Raw genomic sequence first — 22,146 nt, forward strand, 5'->3', positions numbered from 1 at the left:
GCGGAGGCAAACCAACCGCCACCGGTGCTGCGCAAATCATGAGGGCGCGTTTAGGGAGCCTGCCCATAGGACCGCCCGAACACCGCGGCATCCCTTTTGCGCGCCTCTGGGTCAGCCGCGCATCCGCGTCCCTTCGGGATCAAACAAGGGGGTCGTGATCAGCCGTGCGGGCCTCATTTCGCCCAAGATCTCAATCTCAACGGCCAAGCCTTCAGCGGCGCGGTCACGGGGGACAAAGCCTTGGGCAATTGATTTCTGAGCATGATGCGAATACCCGCCCGAGGTGCAAAAGCCCACAACCGCCCCCTCCAGCCAAATCGGCTCATAGCCCTGCACATCCGCATCCAGGGCGTCCACCTCAAATGCAACCAACTGGCGTTGAGGCGGGGTGGCGCGCTCTGCTTCGGCGACCGTGCGGCCGATGAAATCAGTGTTCTTTTTAAAGCTGATAAACCGGTCCAGACCGGTTTCGGCGGCAGTGTAATCGGGCGAGAATTCGGACATCCAGGACCCAAAGAAGCGGTCCAGCCGCAGCGACATCATCGCGCGCATGCCAAAGGGCACCATGCCGTGATCCTGACCCGCAGCCCAAAGCACGGACCACAACGCCCGCTGGTCCATCGCATCACAATAGATCTCAAACCCAAGATCGCCGGTGTAGCTGACGCGTTGCACGATGCAGGCGACCTGGCCGATCACGATCTCGCGCACATCAAGAAACCGCATGTCTGATACGTCCGCACGGGTCGTCGCTTGCAGCACATCGCGCGCCTTCGGGCCCGCAATTTGAAAGCCGGTGCGCTTGTTTGAGATATTGGTCACCGCCACATCACCGCTGAGCTGTGACATAAACCACCGCTCATGATAGGCCTGCGCGCCATAAGAGGCGGTCAGCTGAAACAGATCCTCAGCCAGACAAGAGATGGTGAAATCGCCGATTAGTTTGCCTTTTTCCGACAGCATCGGTGTGAGCGAAAGCCGCCCCAAGCCGGGCACACGCCCGGCCATCACACGGTCAAGCCAGGCGCGGGCATCGGCCCCTTTGACCAGGTATTTGCCGAAGTTCTGCACCTCATTGATGCCCACGCCGCTGCGCACCGCCGTCACTTCGCGCGCGGTTGCGGCAAAGGCGTCTGAGCGGCGGAACGAAGGTGTCTCATAGGCAGGCTCATCGCCTTGGGCAAAATAGTTAGCCACTTCCAGCCCGTATTGCTGGCCCCACACCGCGCCCATCTGGGTGAAAATGTCATACATTGGCGTGGTGCGGTGCGGACGCGCGGCGGGCAGTTCCTCATTTGGGTAGGCCACTGAGAAGCGTTTTTGATAGTTCTCAATTACCTTCGGCAGCGTGTAGCCGGGGGTGATCCAATCGCCAAAGCGAGCGACATCCATCGCCATGACATCGCGCTCCGGCTCTCCCTCAATCATCCACTGCGCCAGGGTCAGGCCCACGCCGCCGCCCTGAGAGAACCCGGCCATCACGCCACAGGCACTCCAAAAATTGCGCATCCCCGGCACCGGACCAACCAGCGGGTTGCCGTCAGGGGCAAAGGTGAAGGGGCCGTGGATCACGTTCTTGACGCCCGCGCGTTCCAGATCCGGGAAGCGGCGGTAGGCAAAGGCGATGCTGTCCTCGATCTTGTCAAAATCGTCCTGCAGCAGGTCCTGACCAAAGTCCCAAGACGTGCCATCCACCGCCCAGGGGCGGCAGGTTTGTTCGTAAAACCCGATGCACAGGCCCTTGCCCTCTTGCCGAAGATAGCTTTCGCCAGCGGGGTCCATCACATGGGGGTGTTCGTTGCCATCGGCCATCATCTCTTCGATCAGCGGCACGTTTTCGGTGACAAGGTACTGATGCTCCATCGGATGCAGCGGGAAATACACCCCCGCCATCGCCCCAACCTCGCGCGCCCAAAGCCCGCCTGCGTTGACCAGATGCTCGGCATGAATGGTGCCCTTATCCGTCACCACATCCCAGGTGCCATCGGGGCGTTGGTTGGTTTCACGCACCATGCAATGCGTCTCAATCGTGGCCCCGCCCATGCGGGCGGCCTTGGCATAGGCATGCGTCGTGCCTGAGGGGTCAAGATGCCCATCCAGCGGATCATAAAGCGCCCCGATGATCCCATCCGTATTGGTCACTGGCGCGATCTTGCGGATCTCTTCGGGCCCGACGATTTCGGTATCCAGCCCCATAAAACGGTGCTTGGCGCGTTCGGCCAGCAGCATGTCGAACCGGTCCTGATTATCCGCCAGCGTGACCCCGCCCACATGGTGCAACCCGCAAGACATGCCTGTGATCTCTTCCAGTTCTTTGTAAAGCCGGATGGTATAGCCCTGAAGGGCGGCCATATTCGTATCGCCGTTCAGCGTATGAAACCCACCCGCCGCATGCCATGTTGAGCCTGACGTCAGCTCAGAACGTTCCACCAGCATCACATCCGACCACCCCAGCTTGGTCAGGTGATAGAGTACAGACGCGCCGACAACGCCGCCGCCGATGATCAGAACTCGGGTGGATGTTTGCATATTGGTCTCCGTTCGTTTTGCCGTAACACTCTCAATCCGGGGGAAAGCGGCATGTGTTTTTCCGACAAGATGTGTCGTGATCCGGCAATCGGAGGCCAGCGCGCCGCTTCAAGGTTAGCACATTGGAAACCGCAAACAGGAAAACCCCATGCGCACCCATGCCCAAGCTGTCGTGATCGGAGGCGGCGTTATCGGCTGCTCAATCCTTTACCATCTAACCAAACTGGGCTGGACCGATGTGGTTCTGTTGGAGCGTGATGAACTGACGTCCGGCTCCACCTGGCACGCGGCGGCCAATATCCACGGGCTGCATGACAACAACAACATCACACGCATCCAGAATTACACAATGGATTTGTATAAATCGCTGGAGGCCGAGACCGGCCAGTCCTGCGGCGTGTTCCAACCCGGATCGCTGTATCTGGCGCAAACGGAGGCCCGCGAACACCAACTGCGTCTGCAGGCGGCAAAGGCCAAATACTATGACATGCCCTTCCGTGAAGTCAGCCGCGAAGAGGCCGAAGCGCTGCATCCATTGGTCAACTACGATGGCATCCGCTGCATCATGTTCGAAGAGAACGGCGGCAACGTGGACCCCTCAGGCGTGACGAACGCCTATGCCGTGGGCGCGCGGCAAAACGGGGCTGAGATCATTCGCTTTTGTCCCGTAACAGGGACCGACCAGCAACCCGACGGCAGCTGGATTGTGCGCACGGAAAAGGGCGATATCGCCACCCAATGGATCGTGAATGCAGCAGGGCTATGGGGGCGTGAGGTGGCCGCATTGGCGGGCCTAAAACTGCCCCTGCAACCCACAGAGCATCAGTATTTTGTGACCGAGACAATTGCTGAGATTGAGGGCATGGACCGGCGTCTGCCCTCTGTCGCGGACCGCGATGGGGAATATTACTTGCGCCAGGAAGGCAAAGGGCTGCTGGTGGGTGCCTATGAAAAAGACCTGCGGTTCTGGGCTGAGCACGGCACGCCGCAAGGCTTTGGGCATGAGCTGTTCGCAGACGATCTGGAGCGGATTGAGGAAAACATGATGCGCGCGATTGACCGTGTCCCGGCGGTAGGCACAGCCGGGATCAAACGCGTGATCAACGGGCCGATGATCTGGTCGCCCGACAGCAATGTGCTGTTTGGCCCTGCACCTGAGCTCAGCAATTATTTCTGCTGCAACGGCATTATCCCGGGCTTTAGCCAATCCGGCGGGATGGGCCTGCTTGCCGCCGATTGGATCATCACCGGCGAGAGCCGCTATGACATGTTTGCCTGGGACATGGCGCGGTTTGGCGATTGGGCCGATGCGGCCTTTGCCAAGGCGCGCGTGGGCGATCAATACGCCAACCGGTTCAAGATCCATTTCCCCAATGAAGAACGTGAGGCTGGCAGGCCCATGCGCCGCCGCCCCGCTTATGACGCGCAACAGGATTTGGGCGCTGTCTTTGGGCTCAATTACGGCTGGGAACACCCCTTTACTATGGCTACCCCGAAGGCAGTGTGGATGAAACGCACGGCTTCACGCGGCAAGGCTGGTGGGCCCAGGTCGGCAAGGAATGCCAGATGCTGCGGTCAAATGCAGGCATCATCGACATCTCCAACTTCGCCAAATACCGCGTCACCGGGGCAGGGGCCGAAGACTGGCTCAACGCGCTTTTCGCCAACACCATGCCCAAGGCTGTGGGCCGTTCCTGTCTGACACCGCTCATCGGTGTGCGGGGCGGCATAGCGGGCGACTTTACCGTCACACGGCTGGGCGAAGATGAGTTCTGGATCATCGGCTCCGGCATGGCCGAACGCTATCACCAGCGGTTCTTCAAAGCTGTGCCGCGCCCAGATGGCGTCACCTTTGAAAGCCAGACCGAAGAGATGTGCGGCTTTAACGTGGCTGGGCCAAAATCCCGTGAGATGCTGCAACGCATGACCAATGCATCGCTGGCGACGCAGGATTTCCCCTTCATGCGTTCCAAATGGATCGAGCTAGCAGGCGTGCGCTGCCTTGCGCTCAGGGTCAGCTTTACGGGCGATCTGGGCTGGGAATTGCACTGCGCCACCAAAGATCAGGCCCGGCTATTTGAGGCGCTGGTGGCGGCTGGCGCGGATGTTGGCGCAGGACCAGTAGGATCGCGGGCGCTGATGTCGCTGCGGGTGGAAAAGGGCTACGGCTCTTGGAGCCGCGAATACTCTCCTGAGTATTGGCCCCAAGAGGTTGGCCTGGACCGGCTGTGCAAGCTGGATAAGGATTTCCTTAACAAGGGCGCGGTCTTGGAAACCCTGGCCAAAGACGGCCGCGAAGAACTGGTGCTGCTGGTGCTGAATGCCGAAGATACGGAGGCCTCAAACGCCGACGCGACAGGCGGCGAGCCGATCTTCAAAGACGGCATCGGCATTGGCCGCGTCACCTCCGGCGCTTATGGATACACCGTGGGTCAATCTCTGGCTTTGGGCTTTGTCAAAGGGGCAGCGGCTGGTGATGACGTAGAGGTTATGGTGCTGGGCAAACCCCACCGCGCCACCATACTGGCAGAACCGCCCTTTGATCCCAAAGGTGAGCGTTTGCGCGCCTAAGATCCGCCCGCCCAGATCTTGCGCCAGAAGGCTCCAGCCTTAGGCGCTTCATCTTTCCAACTACACCTCCGGGGAGGCGGCCCATGGGGCCGTCGGGGCAGAGCCCCATCCTGCCCCTGCCGCAGGCACCCCGGTCAGAGAGGTCTGATTTTCAGCTGCGTAATCCGGTTGCCATCCCGCGATGTCACCTCAAACCGGAACCCATGAAAGCTGAACACTTGCCCCGCGGTGGGGATCATCTGCGCTTCATGAATAACCAGGCCCGCCACGGTATTGGCCTCATCATCGGGCAGTGACCAATCTGTGGCGCGGTTCAGATCGCGGATCGTCATAGCGCCGTCGACATAATAATGGCCATCCTCGCCCGGGGTCAGATGGTGATCGCCGTCCGGGTCAAACTCGTCCGTGATCTCGCCCACGATCTCTTCCAGAATGTCCTCCAGCGTGATCAACCCCTGGAGCGAGCCGTATTCATCCACCACCAGGGCAAAGTGGGTCCGGCGGCGCAAAAACTGGCGCATCTGCTCATCCAGGGTGGAGGTTTCGGGCACAAAATAGGGTTTCATCGCCACCGATGAGACATCGAATTTCTTCAGCGCTGACGCGTCCCCGTCCGGCCCGCCAATCAGCTTATACATCGCCCGCAGCAAATCCTTGGCGTGGATCACGCCGATGATGTTCTCAGGATCGTCCCGGAACACGGGCAAACGGGTGTGATTGGATTCCAAACATTGGTTCAGGATGTTTGACGGGTCATCGTCCGCGTCAATCATCTCAATGCCAGAGCGGTGCAACATGATCTCTTCCACCACCCGTTCGCGCAGATCAAGCGCGCCCAAAATCCGGTCGCGGTCTTCCTTTTCGACAACACCTTCGGAATGACCCAGCTGCAGCGCGCCAGCAATTTCCTCGCGCACCGCCAGGATGTTGCTGTCAGGATCAACCTGCACGCCCATCAACCGCAGCACACCGCGCACCAGCAAACGCACCGCCGCCACGATGGGCGAAAAGACCGTGACGATGAAACTAATAGGCCGCGACACCAGGGAGGCTGCGAATTCCGAATTGGTGATGGCAAAGGTCTTGGGCAGCACCTCGGCAAAGATCAGCACCAAAAGCGTCATCACCAGCGTGGCCATCGCCACGCCGCTTTCCCCAAAAAGCCGCGTGAACATCGCAGTGGCCAGCGAAGTCGCTAGGATGTTCACCAGGTTGTTGCCCAGCAAAACAGAGCCGATCAGACGTTCATTGTCTTCGGTGATCTTGAGCGCCCGTTCGGCCCCCTTGGAGCCTTTGTCCGCCTGCGCACGCAACTTGCCGCGTGAGGCGGCCGTAAGGGCGGTTTCAGAGCCTGAGAAGAAACCAGAGAGCACCAGCAGACACAAAATCACACTGGCGCTCAGCCAAAATGCGCCATCAAAGAGCGCGGGGGCGTTTTCCATTTGGGAACAAATCCATATAAGCGTTACCTCACATGGTTATGGGGCTGCAGGCCGTCCCATTCAAGGGTGGGCCGGTTCAGTCACGTGTTTCAGGATCATCTGACGCAGGTTTTGCGGGGGTTTGGGCAAGCGGATGATGCTCCAACACCAATTCCGACAGCCGTTCTTCCAGCACATGGGTGTAGATTTCGGTGGTCGCCACATCGGCGTGGCCCAACATGGTCTGGATGGCACGCAGATCCGCGCCATTGGCCAACAAATGCGTGGCAAAGGCATGACGCAGAGTGTGCGGTGTGACCTTTGTGGGATCCACACCAGCAGCAACAGCAAATTCCTTGATCAGCAAATAAAAGCGGTGCCGCGTCAAATGCCCGGACGCCCCGCGCGAGGGGAACAGAAACCGCGAGATCGGTTTACGTTTTGCCTGCGCTTCCGCATCTTGCCGGTCACGTTGCACCAGCCATTCAGCAAGTGCTGCCCGCGCCGGAGGCGACAGCGGCACCATACGTTCTTTGCCGCCCTTGCCCATGATCAGCAACAGCCGGGGGTCGCCTCGGGTCGCTGAAATGGGCAGGCTGACCAATTCGCTGACCCGCATGCCGGTGGCATAAAGCAGCTCCATCAAACAAGTGTTGCGCAGCTGATCTGACAGGCTGCGCCCCGATGCGCGGGCCGCGTCAAGCAAGCGGTCGACCTCATCCTCACTCAGGATTTTGGGCAGCCGCTTGTCCTGGCCAGGTCCTGCGATTTGAATGGCCGGATTGTCTTCGCGCAGACCTTCTTCAAAGGCAAAGCGGTACAATTGCTTGATCGCAGACAGCCGCCGCGCGCGGGTGGATTTTGCCAGACCCTGCGCATCGCATTGCACCAGATAGGCCTCAACATCCTGCCGGGTGGCAGAGGTGAAATCGAGGTCGCGATGGCTGAGGTAGGCGTCAAAGTCCTTAAGGTCGCGGCCATAGGCCAGCTGGGTGTTGGTGGCCGCCCCCAACTCTGCCGCTTGGGCCTCCAGAAACCGCGAAATCCATTCAAAGGTCTGGCTTGGCATTGCTACCCCTCCAACACCAAAAGCTGCAGGGCCGCCCGCCGGGCGGTGTCTTCCAATCCCAGCACCCGCAAGGTGGACAAGGCCTCTGTCAGGGCTTTGGCATCGCCACCGCTGCCGCCGTGGAGCAAAGCCAAGGTGCGCAGGATAGCCTCGCCAAGCTTGCCGTTTTGGGCCATCGCCACCAGTTCGGCACGTGCAGGTGATCCGTCAAAGGCCTGAAAGATGGCGGCCTTCATCCCGTTGGCCGGTTCGGCCTCGGGCAAGGCTCCGCGCGCGATGCTGACGGCGAGCGTGCCGTCCCGCACCGCTGCTGCAGCAGTTTCATACCCTGGTGACAACAGTTGGACCTTCAAGGCGATCTGGGCTGCGCGACCGCCAAGCTCAACCGGGGCCAGACGATCGGCAAAGAGCTGGGCAAAGCTGACTTCCAAACCAGCCTCAGCCATGGCGTTCCAAGCCGCGGGCAGGGTCTTTGACACCGCCTCAGCACTGCCAGCCCGCAACGCGGTATCCAGCTGTTGGAGGCGTGCAACCCTGTCCCAGACACCGCCAGATGCGGCAGGCTTGCGGTCTGAATACAGACCCAAGAGATGGTTCTCCGGCAACGCTCCGGCGCGGGTAAGCCGTTCTGCGGCCTCCAACTGGGCCTTCCAGCCCACCACGTCTCTGAGATCAGCAACCGCATAGGGGCGGGGCAAATTGCCGGTTGGAATAGGCTCACCAATCGTCTCAAAAAGCCGGAAAGTCAGCGGGTCCATGTCCCGTGGCACGGGCAGGGCGGGTTCGCCCTCAAACGCTTCGGGGTCGAGAAACCGCGCCAATAGGCTGAGCGCGGGGGGCGGCATTAGTCCCAGCGCCTCAGCCGATCCGAAGGTGAGTGCGGCGTCTTCCCAACGTTGTTCGCGGGCGTCGCAGAAAATGCGGGTGCCGTAGGACTGCGTCAAATGGGGGGCCGCCCTAAGCACTGCGCAGGCGCGGTCTTCTGTGCCGGTCAGCAGCGCAATGTCCATCCACAGATCGAAATGCTCAGGCGATGTGGTCACGCCAGCCTGTTCAATCAACGACAGGGCAGGCTCAAGCGCGCCGCGTTCAATCAGCTTGCGGACACGGGCCAAAGCAAAGGCGTCCCCGGCGGCGGTCCGCCCCTCAGGGGCCAGCGCTTCGGTCAGCAAAACGGTATAAAGCAACGCCTGCGCTGCGGGCAGGGTCAGATCGGGCAAGTCCTGGACCAGACGGTTCAACGTCACCAGATCGCTGCCGACCCAAAGATCAGAGGGCAGGCCGGTCACCCCGGCTGGCACCAGACCAATTTGGCGCGCGCCGCCTTCGGCCAGGGGTTGAACGCTGACATCAGGCACCAAAGCAGTGTCCGTCACGGGCGGCTCATCGGGTGATCTGGGTTTGACAGCAATGGGAAGCGTGGCGGTTTGTTGCCCCCCAGCCAGTCAATCACAGAGAGCGGTTGATCTGCCGGGGCCTGCGCCTGTGCGGGCAGGGCATGTGGCAGCATCCCGGCCAAAACCGTTCCCAAAAGGCAAAGGCGGATGCTGCGGCGCACTTACTCGGTCCCCAAGACCACGGGCTGGCGAATTTCTACAGGCTGCGGTGCAAACTCGGCCCCAAAAAATGGACCAAGATAAGCATAGCCAATGAGCGCGATGAACCCAATTATAATAAGGTATACCAACAACTTAATCAGTCGTCCCATAGGTTCTGCCTGTTCATTCGTGTCTGCCCGATGCAATCTATATATGGCCTTTTGGCCAAGATCACGTCATTCACTTATATATGAGCGATATTGAGCAAACCATGGCCGATGACCAACCGTCAGTCCAGAAATTCCGTCTCAAAAAGACGATTGTTATGGTTGGCATGATGGGGGCGGGCAAAACGGCGGTGGGTCGCGCGCTTGCCGCCAAGCTTGACGTGCCGTTTCTGGACAGCGATGCCGAGATTGAAACCGCTGCCAATCAGACTGTGCCTGAAATCTTTGACCGCTACGGCGAGCCGTTTTTTCGCGCCCGCGAAACAGAGGTGATCACCCGCTTGCTTGAGGGCACGCCGGCCGTTCTGTCCACTGGCGGCGGTGCCTTCCTGGCCGAGCAGAACAGGGCAATCATTTCTGAAAAAGGTCTGTCGATCTGGTTGAATGCAGAGCTTGAGCTGTTGTGGAACAGGGTCAAACACAAAGATACGCGGCCCCTGCTGCGCACGCCTGATCCCAAGGCCACGCTTACTGAGATTTTCCACGCCCGCGTGCCGCTGTATCAAAAAGCCGATCTTGCCGTGCCCTGCGACAAAGCGCTGAGCATTGATGCCATGGCCGACCGTGTTCTGGCCGCTTTGCACGCAAGACCTGACGTGATGGAGCATATTTGATGCTTGAAACCGTTCATGTGGACCTGCCGGGGCGCGCTTATGATGTGCACATCGGCCCGGACCTTATTCAATCGGCAGGCAAGCATATCGCACCACTGCTGCACCGGCCCCGTGTTGCGGTGATCACCGATCAGACGGTGGCGGCGCTGCATCTGGACGCGTTGCGCGCAGGCTTGGCCGCAGATGGCATCACCATGGACGCGCTGGAGCTGACGCCCGGCGAGGCCACAAAAAGCTGGGCACAACTGGAGACATGCGTTGATTGGCTGCTTGATCAGCAGGTTGAGCGGCGCGATGTGGTTGTGGCCTTTGGCGGTGGTGTCATTGGCGATCTGGTGGGCTTTGCCGCCGCAGTCTTGCGCCGGGGTGTGCGTTTTGTGCAAATCCCTACGTCGCTTCTGGCGCAGGTGGACAGCTCCGTTGGCGGGAAAACCGGCATCAACGCGCGCCAGGGCAAGAACCTGATCGGCGCGTTTCACCAGCCTGCGATGGTGCTGGCGGATACGGCTGTTCTTGGCACCTTGACCCCGCGCGATTTCCTGGCCGGATACGGCGAGGTTGTGAAATACGGCCTGCTGGGCGACAGCGCCTTTTTCGAATGGCTTGAGGCACAGGGCCCTGCGCTGGCGTCAGGGGATATGGCCGCAAGGATCGCGGCTGTGCGCCGCTCGGTTGAGATGAAGGCCGAAATTGTGATGCGCGATGAAACGGAGCAGGGCGACCGGGCGCTTTTGAACCTGGGGCATACGTTTTGCCACGCGCTGGAGACTGCCACGGGATACTCCGACCGGTTACTGCACGGCGAAGGCGTGGCCGTTGGCTGCGCCTTGGCGTTTGAGCTGTCGTCTCGGCTGGGCCTGTGTTCACAAGAAGACCCCAGCAGGGTTCGGGCGCATTTGCGCGCCATGGGTATGAAGACTGACCTCAGCGATATTGAGGGCGATCTGCCTTCCGCCCAGGCGCTGCTGGATCTGATGGGGCAGGACAAAAAGGTTGTGGACGGCCAGCTTCGCTTCATCCTGGCCCGTGGCATCGGCCAGGCGTTTGTTACAGCAGATGTACCAAGTGAAACCGTGCTGGCATTGCTGACAGAGGCGCTGGAAGACAAGGCGCGGTAGAACCGGGGTGCCTTAGGCTTTCAAGGCAGTGGGCCGCGCATCCGGTCTAAGCCATTGATTTCATGATGGGGACAGGTCCATCTTTACCGGCTCTAGGGGTGCCGCATGACCATTGCGAACTTGTCCTCAGCGCTAAAGCCCACGGATGTGTAGAACCCCTTTGCGCCGCGCTTTTGACCGGTCATCAGCATCACCTTATAGGCATCCGCCGCCCAAGCGGCAGCAATCGCATGTGTCATCACCGCGCGTCCCAATCCGCGCCGCTGATAGGCCGCGCGGGTCACCACGTTTTCAATCAATCCATATGGCCGCGCGTTCCACACCACGTTTGGCAACAGATGCAGCGTGACCATCGCCGCCAACGTATCCTGCAAGAAGGCACCATAGACCGTGGTGCCGGGGTGGTTCAGCACAACGTCAAAGGCCGCCACATCCTGTTGTGGCGGCCCGACTGTAAGTTCGTTGTAAAGGACAAGCGCTTCATTGGCGTCCGCAGACACCAAAGCCCGAAGCGTTACATCCGCGTCCATTAGAACGGGATTTCGTCATCCAGATCGCGCGAGGCACCGCCACCACCGCCGCCGCCACCGGAGGGGCCGCTGTCATAACCGCCGCTGGGGCCACTGTCATAGCCGCCACCGCCATAATCGCCACCGGAGGAGCCGCCGCCATATCCGCCGCCCCCGCCGCCGCCGCCATCGCGGCCGTCAAGCATGGTCAGCGTGCCACCATAGCCTTGCAGCACCACTTCGGTTGAATAGCGGTCCTGGCCTGACTGATCCTGCCATTTGCGGGTTTGAAGCTGGCCTTCGATATATACCTTGGAGCCTTTGCGCAGGTATTGCTCTGCCACGCGCACAAGACCTTCCTGAAAAATCGCAACCGAATGCCATTCGGTCTTTTCCCGCCGCTCGCCTGTGTTGCGGTCTTTCCACGTCTCGGACGTGGCGATGCGCAGGTTGCACACCTTACCGCCGTTTTGAAAGGACCGCACTTCGGGGTCGCGCCCCAAATTGCCGATCAAGATGACCTTGTTCACTGAGCCTGCCATGTCTTCCCCCGTCTGCAGTCTTGTCCGCGCGCGCCGAATCCCGACCGCGCTTTGTGCAAGAGTTATATCTGTCCAAGCTTGTGGTTAACAAACCCTTTCCGGGCCCAATCGGCAGGCAGTGCAGCAAGCATTGGCCAGCCAAAGAAACTCTGCTATATCCTGCGCAAAGAAACGGGCAGGGGCATTGCCACGGTGTTGAAATCTGGTGTTTTCGCGGGTTTGTCTGCAGTGGTGCTGACCCTGGGGTCAGTGGGCTTTGCCTCTGCTGACGTTCTGTCCTCCAAAAGCCGCAAATCGTTGTTCAAATCGCAATCGAAATTGCTTGATACCCGCGCGGCTGCGCAATATTCGTCCTCTGTTCGGCTGAAACCGCCAACGGTTGATACGCCGACCAAATGGCAAACCCCGAAATATACCGGTAAATACAAAGGCAAGTTTCTGGCCATGGCCAAGTCAGCCGCCCAGCGTCACGGCGTGCCGGTGGATTTGTTTTTGCGGCTGGTGCAACAGGAAAGCAATTGGAACCCAACCGCAGTTTCAAGCGCGGGCGCGATTGGCCTGGCGCAGCTGATGCCCGGGACCGCACGCGCGCTGCGGGTTGATCCAACGGATCCTGCAGAAAACCTGGAAGGCGGCGCGCGCTATCTCAAGCAGCAATACCGCACCTTCGGGACCTGGCGTTTGGCGCTTGCAGCCTATAACGCAGGGCCCGGTGCAGTGAAGAAACATGGCGGCGTTCCACCGTTCAAAGAAACACGGAACTACGTCAAGATCATCGGCGGGCAGTAGCCCTCGGGTCTTTCCTGACACTCTCGCGTAAAGCGCCGATTGAAAGGTGCCAAGGCGTCGCCCTGGCACCCAACATCACTATTCTGCGGCAACGCCCACTTCGATCACCGGCTCCATCTCGGCCAGCTTTTCATCGCTCAGATGGCATTTCACCTGATGCCCTTCGGCCATGGTGCGCAGGGGCGGTACTTCTTTTTCGCACAATCCACCGGGCACTTGTGATTTCCACCGGCAGCGCGTTTGGAACGGGCAGCCTGTGGGCGGGTTCATCGCTGAGGGGATATCCCCTTCGAGCACGATGTGCTTTTTGGTGACAGACGTGTCCGCGATGGGCACGGCCGACAGCAAAGCTTCGGTATAGGGGTGATAGGGCGGGGCGAAGACCTGATCGGTATTGCCCAGCTCCACCACATGGCCCAGATACATCACCATGACCCGGTCGCTTAAGTAGCGCACGATCGACAGGTCATGCGAGATGAAGAGCAGCGTTGTCTTTTGCTCGCGCTGGATCTCCATCAACAGATCCGTGACCGCCGCCTGCACCGACACGTCCAAGGCCGACACAGGTTCATCCGCGACCACGATCCGCGCATCTCCCGCAAAGGCGCGCGCAATGCCCACACGCTGCTTTTGCCCGCCCGAAAGCTGACGTGGCATGCGGTCTGCAAAGGCACGCGGCAGTTTCACCAGATCCAACAGCTCCAACATCCGTTGGCGGCGCTCAGCCTCGTTGTTGCCGATCTTAAAGATCTCCAACGCCCGAATGATCTGTCGCCCTACGGTCATTGAGGGGTTCAACGTATCAAACGGGTTCTGGAACACCATTTGTACATCCGCGACATTCTTGGTGGTGCGCTCTTCGATGGGCACGCCGCCAATGTCCTGATTATCGAGCAGGATGTGGCCCTCTGTTGCCGTCTCCAGCCCCATCAGCACCTTGGCAAAGGTGGATTTGCCGCAACCAGATTCGCCCACAATGGCCAGCGTCTCAGATTCGCGTGCCTCAAAGCTGAGCTCTTCGTTGGCCTTCACCACCTTGGTGTCGCCGCCGCCAAACATCGCATTGGCCGCCACCTGATAGTATTTCTTGAGCTTGTCCATCTTCAGAACAACATTGCCCACTTCACCCTTGGTCTTAACCTCACCAAGCTGCGGCGGGGCGTCCCAATCGATCTCTTTGAACTTCAAACAGCGGGTGTGGTGCCGGTCATTGCCCTTCACGGCCTCCATCATGATATCGTCGGCATCACAGCGCCCGGCCTCAAAATAGTCGCAGCGGGGGCCAAAGTTACAGCCATTCGGCCGTTCATGGGGCAGGGGGAAGTTGCCGGGAATGGCGATCAGGGGACGCGCATTCTTGTCGGCCCCGGGTAGGGGGATCGAGCGGAACAGCGCCTGGGTATAGGGGTGCTGCATCTCATTGAACACATCCTCAATGGAGCCACGCTCCACCGCCTCGCCGGAATACATCACACAGATGCGGTCACAGGTTTCCAGCACCAGACCAAGGTTGTGCGAGATAAACAGCATAGAGGTGCCGTATTTTTTGCCCAGATCCTTGACCAATTCCACCACAGCCGCTTCCACCGTCACATCAAGCGCGGTGGTCGGCTCATCCAGGATCAACAGCGCAGGCTCTGACATCAGCGCCATCGCAATTACGATCCGCTGCTGTTGCCCGCCCGACAACTGATGCGGAAAGGAATTCAGGATCCGCTTTGGGTCCGGCAGCTTCACATCCGTGACCACCTGCAGTGCGCGGTCATAAGCCTCTTTCTCGCTCATGCCCTGGTGGATCATCGGCACTTCCATCAGCTGCTTGCCGATCTTCATCGCCGGGTTCAACGAGGCCATGGGTTCTTGATAAATCATCGCAATCTCAGAGCCGCGAATGTCGCGCAGCTCTTCATCCGACATCTCACCCAGATCGCGGCCCTTGAACTTAATCGACCCGCCCACAATGCGGCCGTTCTTGCCCAAATCCTGCATCACGCCCAGCGCCACGGTGGATTTACCGCAACCGGATTCGCCTACAAGGCCCACCGCCTCACCGGGCTGCACCGTGACCGAAAAGTCCATCACCGCCGGGATTTCACGCAACCGCGTAAAGAAGGAAATCGACAGCTTATCAATTTCAAGGATCGGCCCGTCGTATGCGTCTTTGACCATTTTCGTCTCCTATCAAAGATGCGCGAGGGTTCGCTTCATCTTTCAAATATAATTCCGGGGTCCGGGGGCAGAGCCCCCGAACATCACGCCATCAGTCGCGCAGAGATCCTCGCGCAGACCATCCGCCAGCAGGTTCAGGCCCAACACCAAGCTCAGCAACGCCAAGGCCGGTGCAATCGCCGCATGCGGATAAAGCGCCAGCAGACGCCGTCCTGCGTTGATCGTAGAGCCCCAGTCAGGGCTTTCGGATTCCAGCCCCAGACCAAAGAAGCCCAAGGTGCCCAAAAGGATGGTGGTATAGCCAATCCGCAGGCAGAAATCGACGATCAGCGGCCCGCGTGCGTTGGGCAGGATCTCCCACAGCATGATGTACCAAGGACCTTCACCGCGGGTCTGTGCCGCCGCCACGTAGTCGCGTGTCTTGATGTCCAGCGCGAGGCCACGCACGATACGAAATACCGTGGGTGAGTTCACAAAAACCACCGACACAAACACCACCAGAATACCTGCATCCAGATCAAACCCATCCAAAAAGGTGGGTAGTCCAGGGATGCGGTAGGTGTCTGTGGCAACGATCGCACCGTCCGAGCTGATCAGCGACAGATAAAGCCAGCCCATCACGCCCAAGACCACGATCAACAACGGGGTCCGCAGGCTGGGTTGGGTATAAAAGCGCGAGTTCAGCAAGATCGCCACAAAGATCAGCGGGAACACAAACAGGAACACCGCCATATAGTTGGGGATGCCTGTCAGCACGATCTCAGGGGTGACCAGCAGGTAGAACAACAAGATCACTGGGAAGGCCAGGATCAGGTTCGCCAGAAAGCTCAGGAGCGTGTCCAGACGCCCGCCGTAATACCCCGCAGGCAAGCCCAGTGTGATCCCCACCATAAAGGCAAAAAGCGTGGCCAGAGGCGCGATTTGCACCACCACCCATGAGCCCTTGATCAGGCGGCTAAAGACGTCCCGCGCCAGGTTGTCACCGCCCAGCAAGAACCAGCCAAACTCACCCTCCTCGACACCGCGCATCGGCGTGCCGGGCAGTTTGTTCTTCATCCCAGATACCTGGCTCAGGCTGTCATGGGTGATCAGCAGATCAAACACGCCGCCAAATATGCCGGTAAACACCCAGAACATCACGATCGCAAAACCGATCATGCCCACGGTGCTGTCAAAGAGCTTGCCGTAAAGACCCAGCTTTCGCTTGTACCTGATGGAGACAACAAAGGTCACCACCAGCGCGACCCAAACGGGCAGGAACTGCCGCGCCATGCCGCCAAATATGCCTGCGCTGGTGCCCATGATTACCCCTCCGATGAGGTAGATCAGGATGACCGCGATCAGCGCAAAGAAGAGGTACATCGTGGTGGTATTCAGCAGACCCGCCAGGCCCTTTTCAGCCGCCAAAGTGCCGTCCGCACTGACCGCCCGCGCGCCCGATGAGGGCACGAACGAGACCAGGATAGACAACACCACAGAGACCAGCAAAAGCCCCGCGATGAGTGTGAAGATAATGTTGAGCCCAGAAAGGGAGCCCGTCCATGTCAAAGGTTCCATGTGCCAGCTCCCTTATGAAATGCGAATGCGTGGGTTGAGATAGACATAGCCGATATCCGAGATCAGCTGCGTCACCAGAACCACCACAACAGAGACAACCGAGACCGCCAGCAGCAGTTCGATGTCATTGTTTGAGGCCGCTTGCACCAAAAGCCACCCAAAGCCCTTGTAGTTGAACAAGGTCTCTACGATCACAACGCCGTTCAGCAGCCATGGGATCTGCAACATGATCACCGTGAAAGGGGCAATCAACGCGTTGCGCAGGGCGTGCTTCATCACAATCTCAGAGAACTTCACCCCTTTCAGACGCGCCGTGCGGATATACTGCGCGGTCATCACCTCGGCCATGGAGGCGCGGGTCATCCGGGCGATATAGCCCATGCCATAAAGCGAAATGGTCAGGACGGGCAGGAAGAAGTTCCAGAAATTCGCATCCGCCATCGCTGAGGTCGCTGAGCCCAGGAACAGGGTCTTGCCGTCAAGCCATCCCAGATCTGCCAATACGGGTGAGATGCCGAATTTCGATGAGGCCAAAACTGCGATGAAAATAACGCCCGAGACATATTCCGGCGTCGCGGTTGTGGCGATTGAGAAGGTTGAGAGCGATCTGTCGAGTTTTGAGCCCTCACGCATCCCGGCCAACACACCGACAATCAGCGCAGAAGGCACCATCAGTAACAAAACACACAGCATCAGCTTACCAGTCAACGCCAGCCTGGTCGCGACTGTCGTGCCGACATCATCTTTAAAGACAGTGGAAAATCCCCAGTCCCCCTGCAGGACGCCGCAGCGGGTGGGACGTTCTTCTTCCGGGGTGCCTTCGGCAAAGCAGCGGCCAAAGACGGTGCCGTCTTCTTTTTCGGTGACCCAGCCGGGGAACACACCCAGCCATTGACCGAATTTCACCGGCATTGGCTGCAGATACCCGCGGTCCCCCAGGTAGGATGCCACGGCTTCGTCCGACATGCGGAAGTTGCCTTGGGTCTTGGCCAGTTTTTCTAGGTTTGGATAAAGATTGGTCAGCCAGAACACGATGAAGGTGAGGCATAAAGCCGTCAACAACATCACGCCGAGCCGACGTAAGATGAACATTCCCATGTAGCGCCCCTGTTGGTGGCTAGGCAGCGTTTTCGCCGCCGGTTATTGTTTGGGCCATTGGCCCGTTATGCGTTTGGGCACTGTGGCCCGTTGGGATGCAAGGTGTGTTATTGTTGTCCCCAGCCGCAGGTTCGCCCTCGCGCTTATTTCTTGCGCTTTGACAGATCGAACCAGCACTCCCACGCCCTATGAGGCACGAGACGCCGCATCAGGTCAATGTCTGCAACCGCCAGCAAAGGGCATTTTTGCGACATACTGGTTTCCTGTTTGCGACATTCGTCTGCGCAGGGGCGGGGCGCCAAGCCGTCAGTTGCCGCGTGCGGACTTGCGCAGTTTGCTGGGCACTTGGCCGGTATGATGTTGAATGAACCGGGTGAAATAGGCGGCAGAGCCAAAGCCCAGGTGTTTGGCGATCTGTTGGGCAGGGGTCTCGGTCTCCACCAAAAGCGCGCGGGCCTCGTGCAAAATCCGTTCGGTTAGCAAATCAGCGGCCGTCTTGCCTGTCGCGGCTTTGGTGGCGCGGGTCAGGTGGGTGGGCGTCACCCCCAGACGTGCGGCATAATCTGCCATGACATCGCCTGTGGTAAAACGCGCAGCGACCTCGGCTGAAAACGCGCGGCTCAGCCGTTGTGCGGCTTTGGGTTTGCCGCGCACGTGTTCTTCCAGTCCCATTTGGCGTCGCAGCCACACCAGGATCAGCCGCGCATAACCTTCCAGCGCTTCATTGCAAAACACCCGCTGCGCGGCGTCCTCACGCCCGGCGCTTTCGATCAGCGCGGTCAGTTCGCTTTGTGTCTGCACTGCCCGGATGCGCAGCAGCATGGCCATATCCGGCGTCTGCATCTCCAGCGTGCGGGGCAAGATCACGACCTGGCCGACGCTTTGTCGGCTCAGATCAAGCGCATACATCGTACCGGCGGGCACATAGATGGCGTTATGCGCGCCAACCCCGCGCCGCTCGCCATCCAGAATTGTGACGCCCTGACCCCGGGTGATCCAGATTAGCAAATCATAAGGATGATCATGCACCAGACCCACACGCCACTCTTCGCCTTCGGCCAGTTGGCTCAGGCTTTTGATTTGAACGGTTTGAGGCGGTGGTTGCATGAATTGTTCTATATAGACAATTCCAGCAGGCACCAGATGCGAATTTTTTCAAAAAAGATTGAAATTTAGGCGCTTGCGTGGTGCTAAGGCAGCGTCAAGTGATGCCAAGTGGACATCTTGCTGCGCATCCATGTGCGCTGACGTTTGGCAAATTGCCGTGTCGCGATGATGGCTTTTTGGGTGGCCTCCTCCAAGCTAAGCCTGCCTTCCAGATAGGCCATCAACTCTGGCACACCAATGGCACGATGCGCGGGCAGGGACGGGTCATAATGGGGTTGAATGGCCTTTATCTCATCCAAACCTCCCGCACTGACCATCATCTCAAACCGGCGCGCAATGCGGTCGTTGAGCCAAGTCTTTTCCACATCCAGCACAATGGGATGGCAGTCTGTCAGCGGCAAAACGGGGGCGCCGTATCGGCTTGCCAAGCCGCCAGCCCCTTGCCGGTGGCCTGTTGCACCTCCCAAGCGCGCTGCACGCGGGCACGGTTTTGCACGTCAATCTTGCCCAGCGTCGTGGCGTCCACCCCGGCAAGCAGCGCCTCAAGCGTCAGGTCATCACCCTCGGCGCGTATCTCAGCAGGTGTTGCAGGGATTTCCGCCAACCCTTGTGTCAGCGCGTTGAAATAAAGCCCGGTCCCGCCGACGATGATCTGCCGCTCTTGGCCTTGCAGCAGCTCTGTCACCTCGCGCAGCCAATGACCGGTGGAATAGGGCACGTCGGCGCTGATGTGGCCATATAGCCGATGTGGTGCCTGTGCTTCTTCTTCGGCCGAGGGGCGCGCACTGATAATGCGCCAGCAGTCATAAACCTGGCTGGCATCGGCGTTCACGATCGTCCCACCCTGAAGGGCTGCGATTTCCAGCGCCAAGGCCGATTTGCCTGACGCGGTCGGACCCGCGATCAGCACCGTTTTGCCCTGTGGCACAGCTTTGAGTGTTTCGGCAAAATTTGCGGACCGGTGCATTTCTCGTCCTACTTTGCGACTGCTCATTGAACCTTGCCGTCATTTGCGACATTTTGCGCCCAAATGAAACCCGCCCCGCAGAAAGGTGCCCAATGTCCCAAGATCCCTCCGAAGTTGCCTTCAAACGCGTGATGCTGAAAATCTCAGGTGAGGCGTTGATGGGGGATCAGGGATTTGGATTAAACCCACCCACCGTTGAACGGATCGCCGCTGAGGTCAAAAGCGTGCATGATCTGGGGGTAGAGATCTGCATGGTGATCGGGGGCGGCAATATCTTTCGCGGCCTGCAAGGGTCCGCCCAAGGGATGGAGCGGACAACCGCAGACTACATGGGCATGTTGGCCACAGTGATGAACGCGCTGGCCATGCAATCGGCACTCGAAGGGTTGGGCATTCACACGCGGGTGATTTCAGCAATCACGATGAACGAAGTGGCTGAACCCTATATCCGCCGCCGCGCCGTGCGGCACCTGGAGAAAAAGCGCGTTTGCATCTTTGCCGCTGGCACCGGCAACCCTTATTTCACCACCGACACCGCCGCGACCCTGCGCGCGAATGAGATGTCATGCGAGGCGATCTTTAAGGGCACCAAGGTGGACGGGGTCTATGACAAAGACCCGGTGAAATTTGATGACGCGAAACGCTATGACACCGTGTCATACGATGATGTGCTGGCCAAACGCCTGGGCGTGATGGATGCCTCAGCGATTGCGCTGGCGCGCGACAACAACCTGCCCATCATCGTGTTTTCCCTTGATGAGCCGGGCGGGTTCCGGGGCATTCTGTCTGGGGCGGGCACCTATACACGGGTGCAGGGCTGATTGCGGGCCCCGCAAAGGATACTAGCCTTTTGCCCTATATCTGCTCTATATATCTTCATAACATCTAAATATCGCGGCGTTAAAGCTGCAGGACTACAGGATACGACCCATGTCAGATGATTTCATGCTCGACACTGATGACCTTGAACGCCGTATGAACGGGGCAATCGGGTCATTGCGGACAGAATTCTCTTCGCTGCGCACCGGGCGAGCGTCGGCTTCTATGTTGGAACCGGTCATGGTGGATGCCTACGGGGCAATGACGCCCATCAACCAGGTGGGCACCGTCAACGTGCCAGAGCCGCGCATGGTGACGATCAACGTTTGGGATAAGGGCCTGGTGGGCAAGGTGGAAAAAGCGATCCGTGAAAGCGGTTTGGGCATCAACCCGCAGCTTAACGGCACCATCATCATGCTGCCCATCCCTGAGCTGAACGAAGAGCGCCGCCGCGAGCTGACCAAAGTGGCGGGCCAATATGCTGAAAATGCCCGCGTTTCGATCCGCAATGTCCGCAGGGATGGCATGGACCAGATCAAAAAGGGCAAAGCTGACGGGATGTCGGAGGACGACCAAAAGCTGTGGGAAGATGAAGTGCAAGAGATGACCAACAAATTCATCGCCCAGATAGATGAGCAACTTGAAACCAAACAAGCCGAGATCATGCAGGTCTGATGACCAGATACCCTCCGCCCGGAGGGTATTTTGATTGCAGGGCGGGATTGTGTCGGTAACACGAGAACAAAAAAAGAGCGGATCAAGTGACAGCCCAACCAAAACCCCAAGAACGCTTCTTTGAAGGTGGCCCGCGCCACGTGGCCATTATCATGGACGGCAATGGCCGGTGGGCCACGCAGCGGGGCAGGCCGCGCTTGTTTGGCCATCACGCCGGTGCCAAACGTGTGCGCGAAATTGTCGAAAGCTGCCCGGATTTTGGTGTTGAGTATCTGACGATCTTTGCCTTCTCGACCGAGAATTGGAAACGCACCCAGGCTGAGGTTGCCGGGCTGATGACCTTGTTCCGGCGCTACATCACAAATGAGCTCCGCCATCTGCGCGAAAAAGGCGTGCGCGTCAGGTTCATCGGTGACCGGCTGCGTCTGGACGAAAAGCTGATCAGCCTGATGAATGAGCTTGAGGCCGCAACCGCGCACAACAGCCTGGTCAATCTAACAATCGCGATCAACTACGGCGGTCGCGATGAGGTGGCGCGCGCCACCAAACGTCTGGCGGGCGATGTGGCATCGGGCCGGCTGGACCCCGATAGCATAGATGAAGAAACGCTTCCAAAGTACTTAGATACCTATGTTTTACCAGATCCTGATCTGGTCATTCGCACAAGTGGTGAGGCACGCATTTCCAACTTCCTTCTGTGGCAGTCGGCCTATGCAGAGTACGAATTTATCGACACGCTCTGGCCCGATTTCACCTCGGAAGAGTTTGGGACGCTTTGTGCCTCTTACGGCGGGCGTGACCGCCGCTTTGGCGCGGTCAAAGCGTAA

The 22,146-nt window shown here is 59.0% G+C and carries 17 protein-coding genes and 2 pseudogenes; 7 read left to right on the top strand and 12 right to left on the bottom strand.

What is annotated here, in order from left to right; translation table 11 throughout:
* Positions 1-111 precede the first annotated feature (111 nt).
* On the bottom strand, positions 112-2,529 hold the full coding sequence (locus ACZ1HM_RS10600) for a GcvT family protein (protein WP_472742744.1): 2,418 nt from the start codon (positions 2,527-2,529) through the stop codon (positions 112-114).
* Positions 2,530-2,677: 148 nt separating this feature from the next.
* On the opposite strand from ACZ1HM_RS10600, the pseudogene ACZ1HM_RS10605 reads away from it, so the two are divergent.
* Positions 2,678-5,100, top strand: a pseudogene (locus tag ACZ1HM_RS10605) (GcvT family protein).
* Between the two features lie 134 nt (positions 5,101-5,234).
* Here ACZ1HM_RS10605 and ACZ1HM_RS10610 read toward each other — a convergent pair.
* From ACZ1HM_RS10610 to ACZ1HM_RS10625, 4 genes are all read right to left on the bottom strand, one after another.
* The gene (locus ACZ1HM_RS10610) at positions 5,235-6,542 is read right to left on the bottom strand and encodes an HlyC/CorC family transporter (protein WP_472742745.1); all 1,308 of its coding nucleotides are present in this window, start codon (positions 6,540-6,542) and stop codon (positions 5,235-5,237) included.
* Between the two features lie 76 nt (positions 6,543-6,618).
* Complete coding sequence (locus ACZ1HM_RS10615) at positions 6,619-7,590, bottom strand: site-specific tyrosine recombinase XerD (RefSeq protein ID WP_472742746.1); 972 nt, start codon at positions 7,588-7,590, stop codon at positions 6,619-6,621.
* Between the two features lie 2 nt (positions 7,591-7,592).
* The gene (locus ACZ1HM_RS10620) at positions 7,593-8,966 is read right to left on the bottom strand and encodes a hypothetical protein (protein WP_472742747.1); all 1,374 of its coding nucleotides are present in this window, start codon (positions 8,964-8,966) and stop codon (positions 7,593-7,595) included.
* A complete protein-coding gene (locus ACZ1HM_RS10625; RefSeq protein WP_472742748.1) occupies positions 8,963-9,148 on the bottom strand; it encodes a hypothetical protein in 186 nt (61 codons plus the stop codon). The genes ACZ1HM_RS10620 and ACZ1HM_RS10625 overlap by 4 nt, the downstream gene beginning before the upstream one ends.
* A 230-nt stretch (positions 9,149-9,378) precedes the next feature.
* Between ACZ1HM_RS10625 and ACZ1HM_RS10630 the strand changes: the two genes are divergently transcribed.
* Positions 9,379-9,969 (top strand): shikimate kinase, encoded by a 591-nt coding sequence (locus tag ACZ1HM_RS10630; RefSeq protein ID WP_472742749.1) that lies wholly within the window; start codon positions 9,379-9,381, stop codon positions 9,967-9,969.
* Positions 9,969-11,087 (top strand): 3-dehydroquinate synthase, encoded by a 1,119-nt coding sequence (gene aroB, locus ACZ1HM_RS10635; protein ID WP_472742750.1) that lies wholly within the window; start codon positions 9,969-9,971, stop codon positions 11,085-11,087. The genes ACZ1HM_RS10630 and aroB overlap by 1 nt, the downstream gene beginning before the upstream one ends.
* A gap of 92 nt (positions 11,088-11,179) precedes the next feature.
* On the opposite strand, the gene ACZ1HM_RS10640 is transcribed toward aroB, so the two are convergent.
* Positions 11,180-11,617 (bottom strand): GNAT family N-acetyltransferase, encoded by a 438-nt coding sequence (locus ACZ1HM_RS10640; RefSeq protein ID WP_472742751.1) that lies wholly within the window; start codon positions 11,615-11,617, stop codon positions 11,180-11,182.
* A complete protein-coding gene (locus tag ACZ1HM_RS10645) occupies positions 11,617-12,138 on the bottom strand; it encodes a single-stranded DNA-binding protein (protein ID WP_472742752.1) in 522 nt (173 codons plus the stop codon). The genes ACZ1HM_RS10640 and ACZ1HM_RS10645 overlap by 1 nt, the downstream gene beginning before the upstream one ends.
* A gap of 219 nt (positions 12,139-12,357) precedes the next feature.
* Between ACZ1HM_RS10645 and ACZ1HM_RS10650 the strand changes: the two genes are divergently transcribed.
* Entirely contained in the window at positions 12,358-12,927 is a 570-nt protein-coding gene (locus ACZ1HM_RS10650; protein WP_472744600.1) for a lytic transglycosylase domain-containing protein, read from the top strand.
* Positions 12,928-13,005: 78 nt separating this feature from the next.
* Here ACZ1HM_RS10650 and ACZ1HM_RS10655 read toward each other — a convergent pair whose 3' ends face one another.
* The 5 genes and pseudogenes from ACZ1HM_RS10655 to miaA all read right to left on the bottom strand — a co-directional run bounded on the left by ACZ1HM_RS10655 (position 13,006) and on the right by miaA (position 19,825).
* Complete coding sequence (locus ACZ1HM_RS10655) at positions 13,006-15,096, bottom strand: dipeptide ABC transporter ATP-binding protein (protein ID WP_472742753.1); 2,091 nt, start codon at positions 15,094-15,096, stop codon at positions 13,006-13,008.
* 42 nt (positions 15,097-15,138) lie between these two features.
* Positions 15,139-16,653 carry an ABC transporter permease gene (locus ACZ1HM_RS10660; RefSeq protein ID WP_472742754.1) on the bottom strand — a complete coding sequence of 505 codons (1,515 nt, stop codon included), beginning with the start codon at positions 16,651-16,653 and terminating at the stop codon, positions 15,139-15,141.
* A 12-nt stretch (positions 16,654-16,665) separates the two neighbouring features.
* Complete coding sequence (locus tag ACZ1HM_RS10665; RefSeq protein ID WP_472742755.1) at positions 16,666-17,751, bottom strand: ABC transporter permease; 1,086 nt, start codon at positions 17,749-17,751, stop codon at positions 16,666-16,668.
* A 306-nt stretch (positions 17,752-18,057) separates the two neighbouring features.
* Positions 18,058-18,858, bottom strand: coding sequence for a helix-turn-helix domain-containing protein (locus ACZ1HM_RS10670; RefSeq protein WP_472742756.1), 801 nt, complete (start codon positions 18,856-18,858; stop codon positions 18,058-18,060).
* Positions 18,859-18,941: 83 nt separating this feature from the next.
* Positions 18,942-19,825 (bottom strand): annotated as a pseudogene (gene miaA / locus ACZ1HM_RS10675) (tRNA (adenosine(37)-N6)-dimethylallyltransferase MiaA).
* A 92-nt stretch (positions 19,826-19,917) separates the two neighbouring features.
* Here miaA and pyrH point away from each other — a divergent pair.
* From pyrH to uppS, 3 genes are all read left to right on the top strand, one after another.
* Positions 19,918-20,646, top strand: coding sequence for a UMP kinase (gene pyrH / locus ACZ1HM_RS10680; RefSeq protein WP_472742757.1), 729 nt, complete (start codon positions 19,918-19,920; stop codon positions 20,644-20,646).
* 109 nt (positions 20,647-20,755) lie between these two features.
* Positions 20,756-21,319: a ribosome recycling factor gene (frr, locus tag ACZ1HM_RS10685; RefSeq protein WP_472742758.1), complete on the top strand. Its 564-nt coding sequence runs from the start codon at positions 20,756-20,758 to the stop codon at positions 21,317-21,319.
* 86 nt (positions 21,320-21,405) lie between these two features.
* Positions 21,406-22,146, top strand: a complete 741-nt coding sequence (uppS, locus tag ACZ1HM_RS10690) for a polyprenyl diphosphate synthase (protein WP_472742759.1) — start codon at positions 21,406-21,408, stop codon at positions 22,144-22,146.

Source organism: Sulfitobacter sp. GN1-4, from assembly GCF_055693825.1.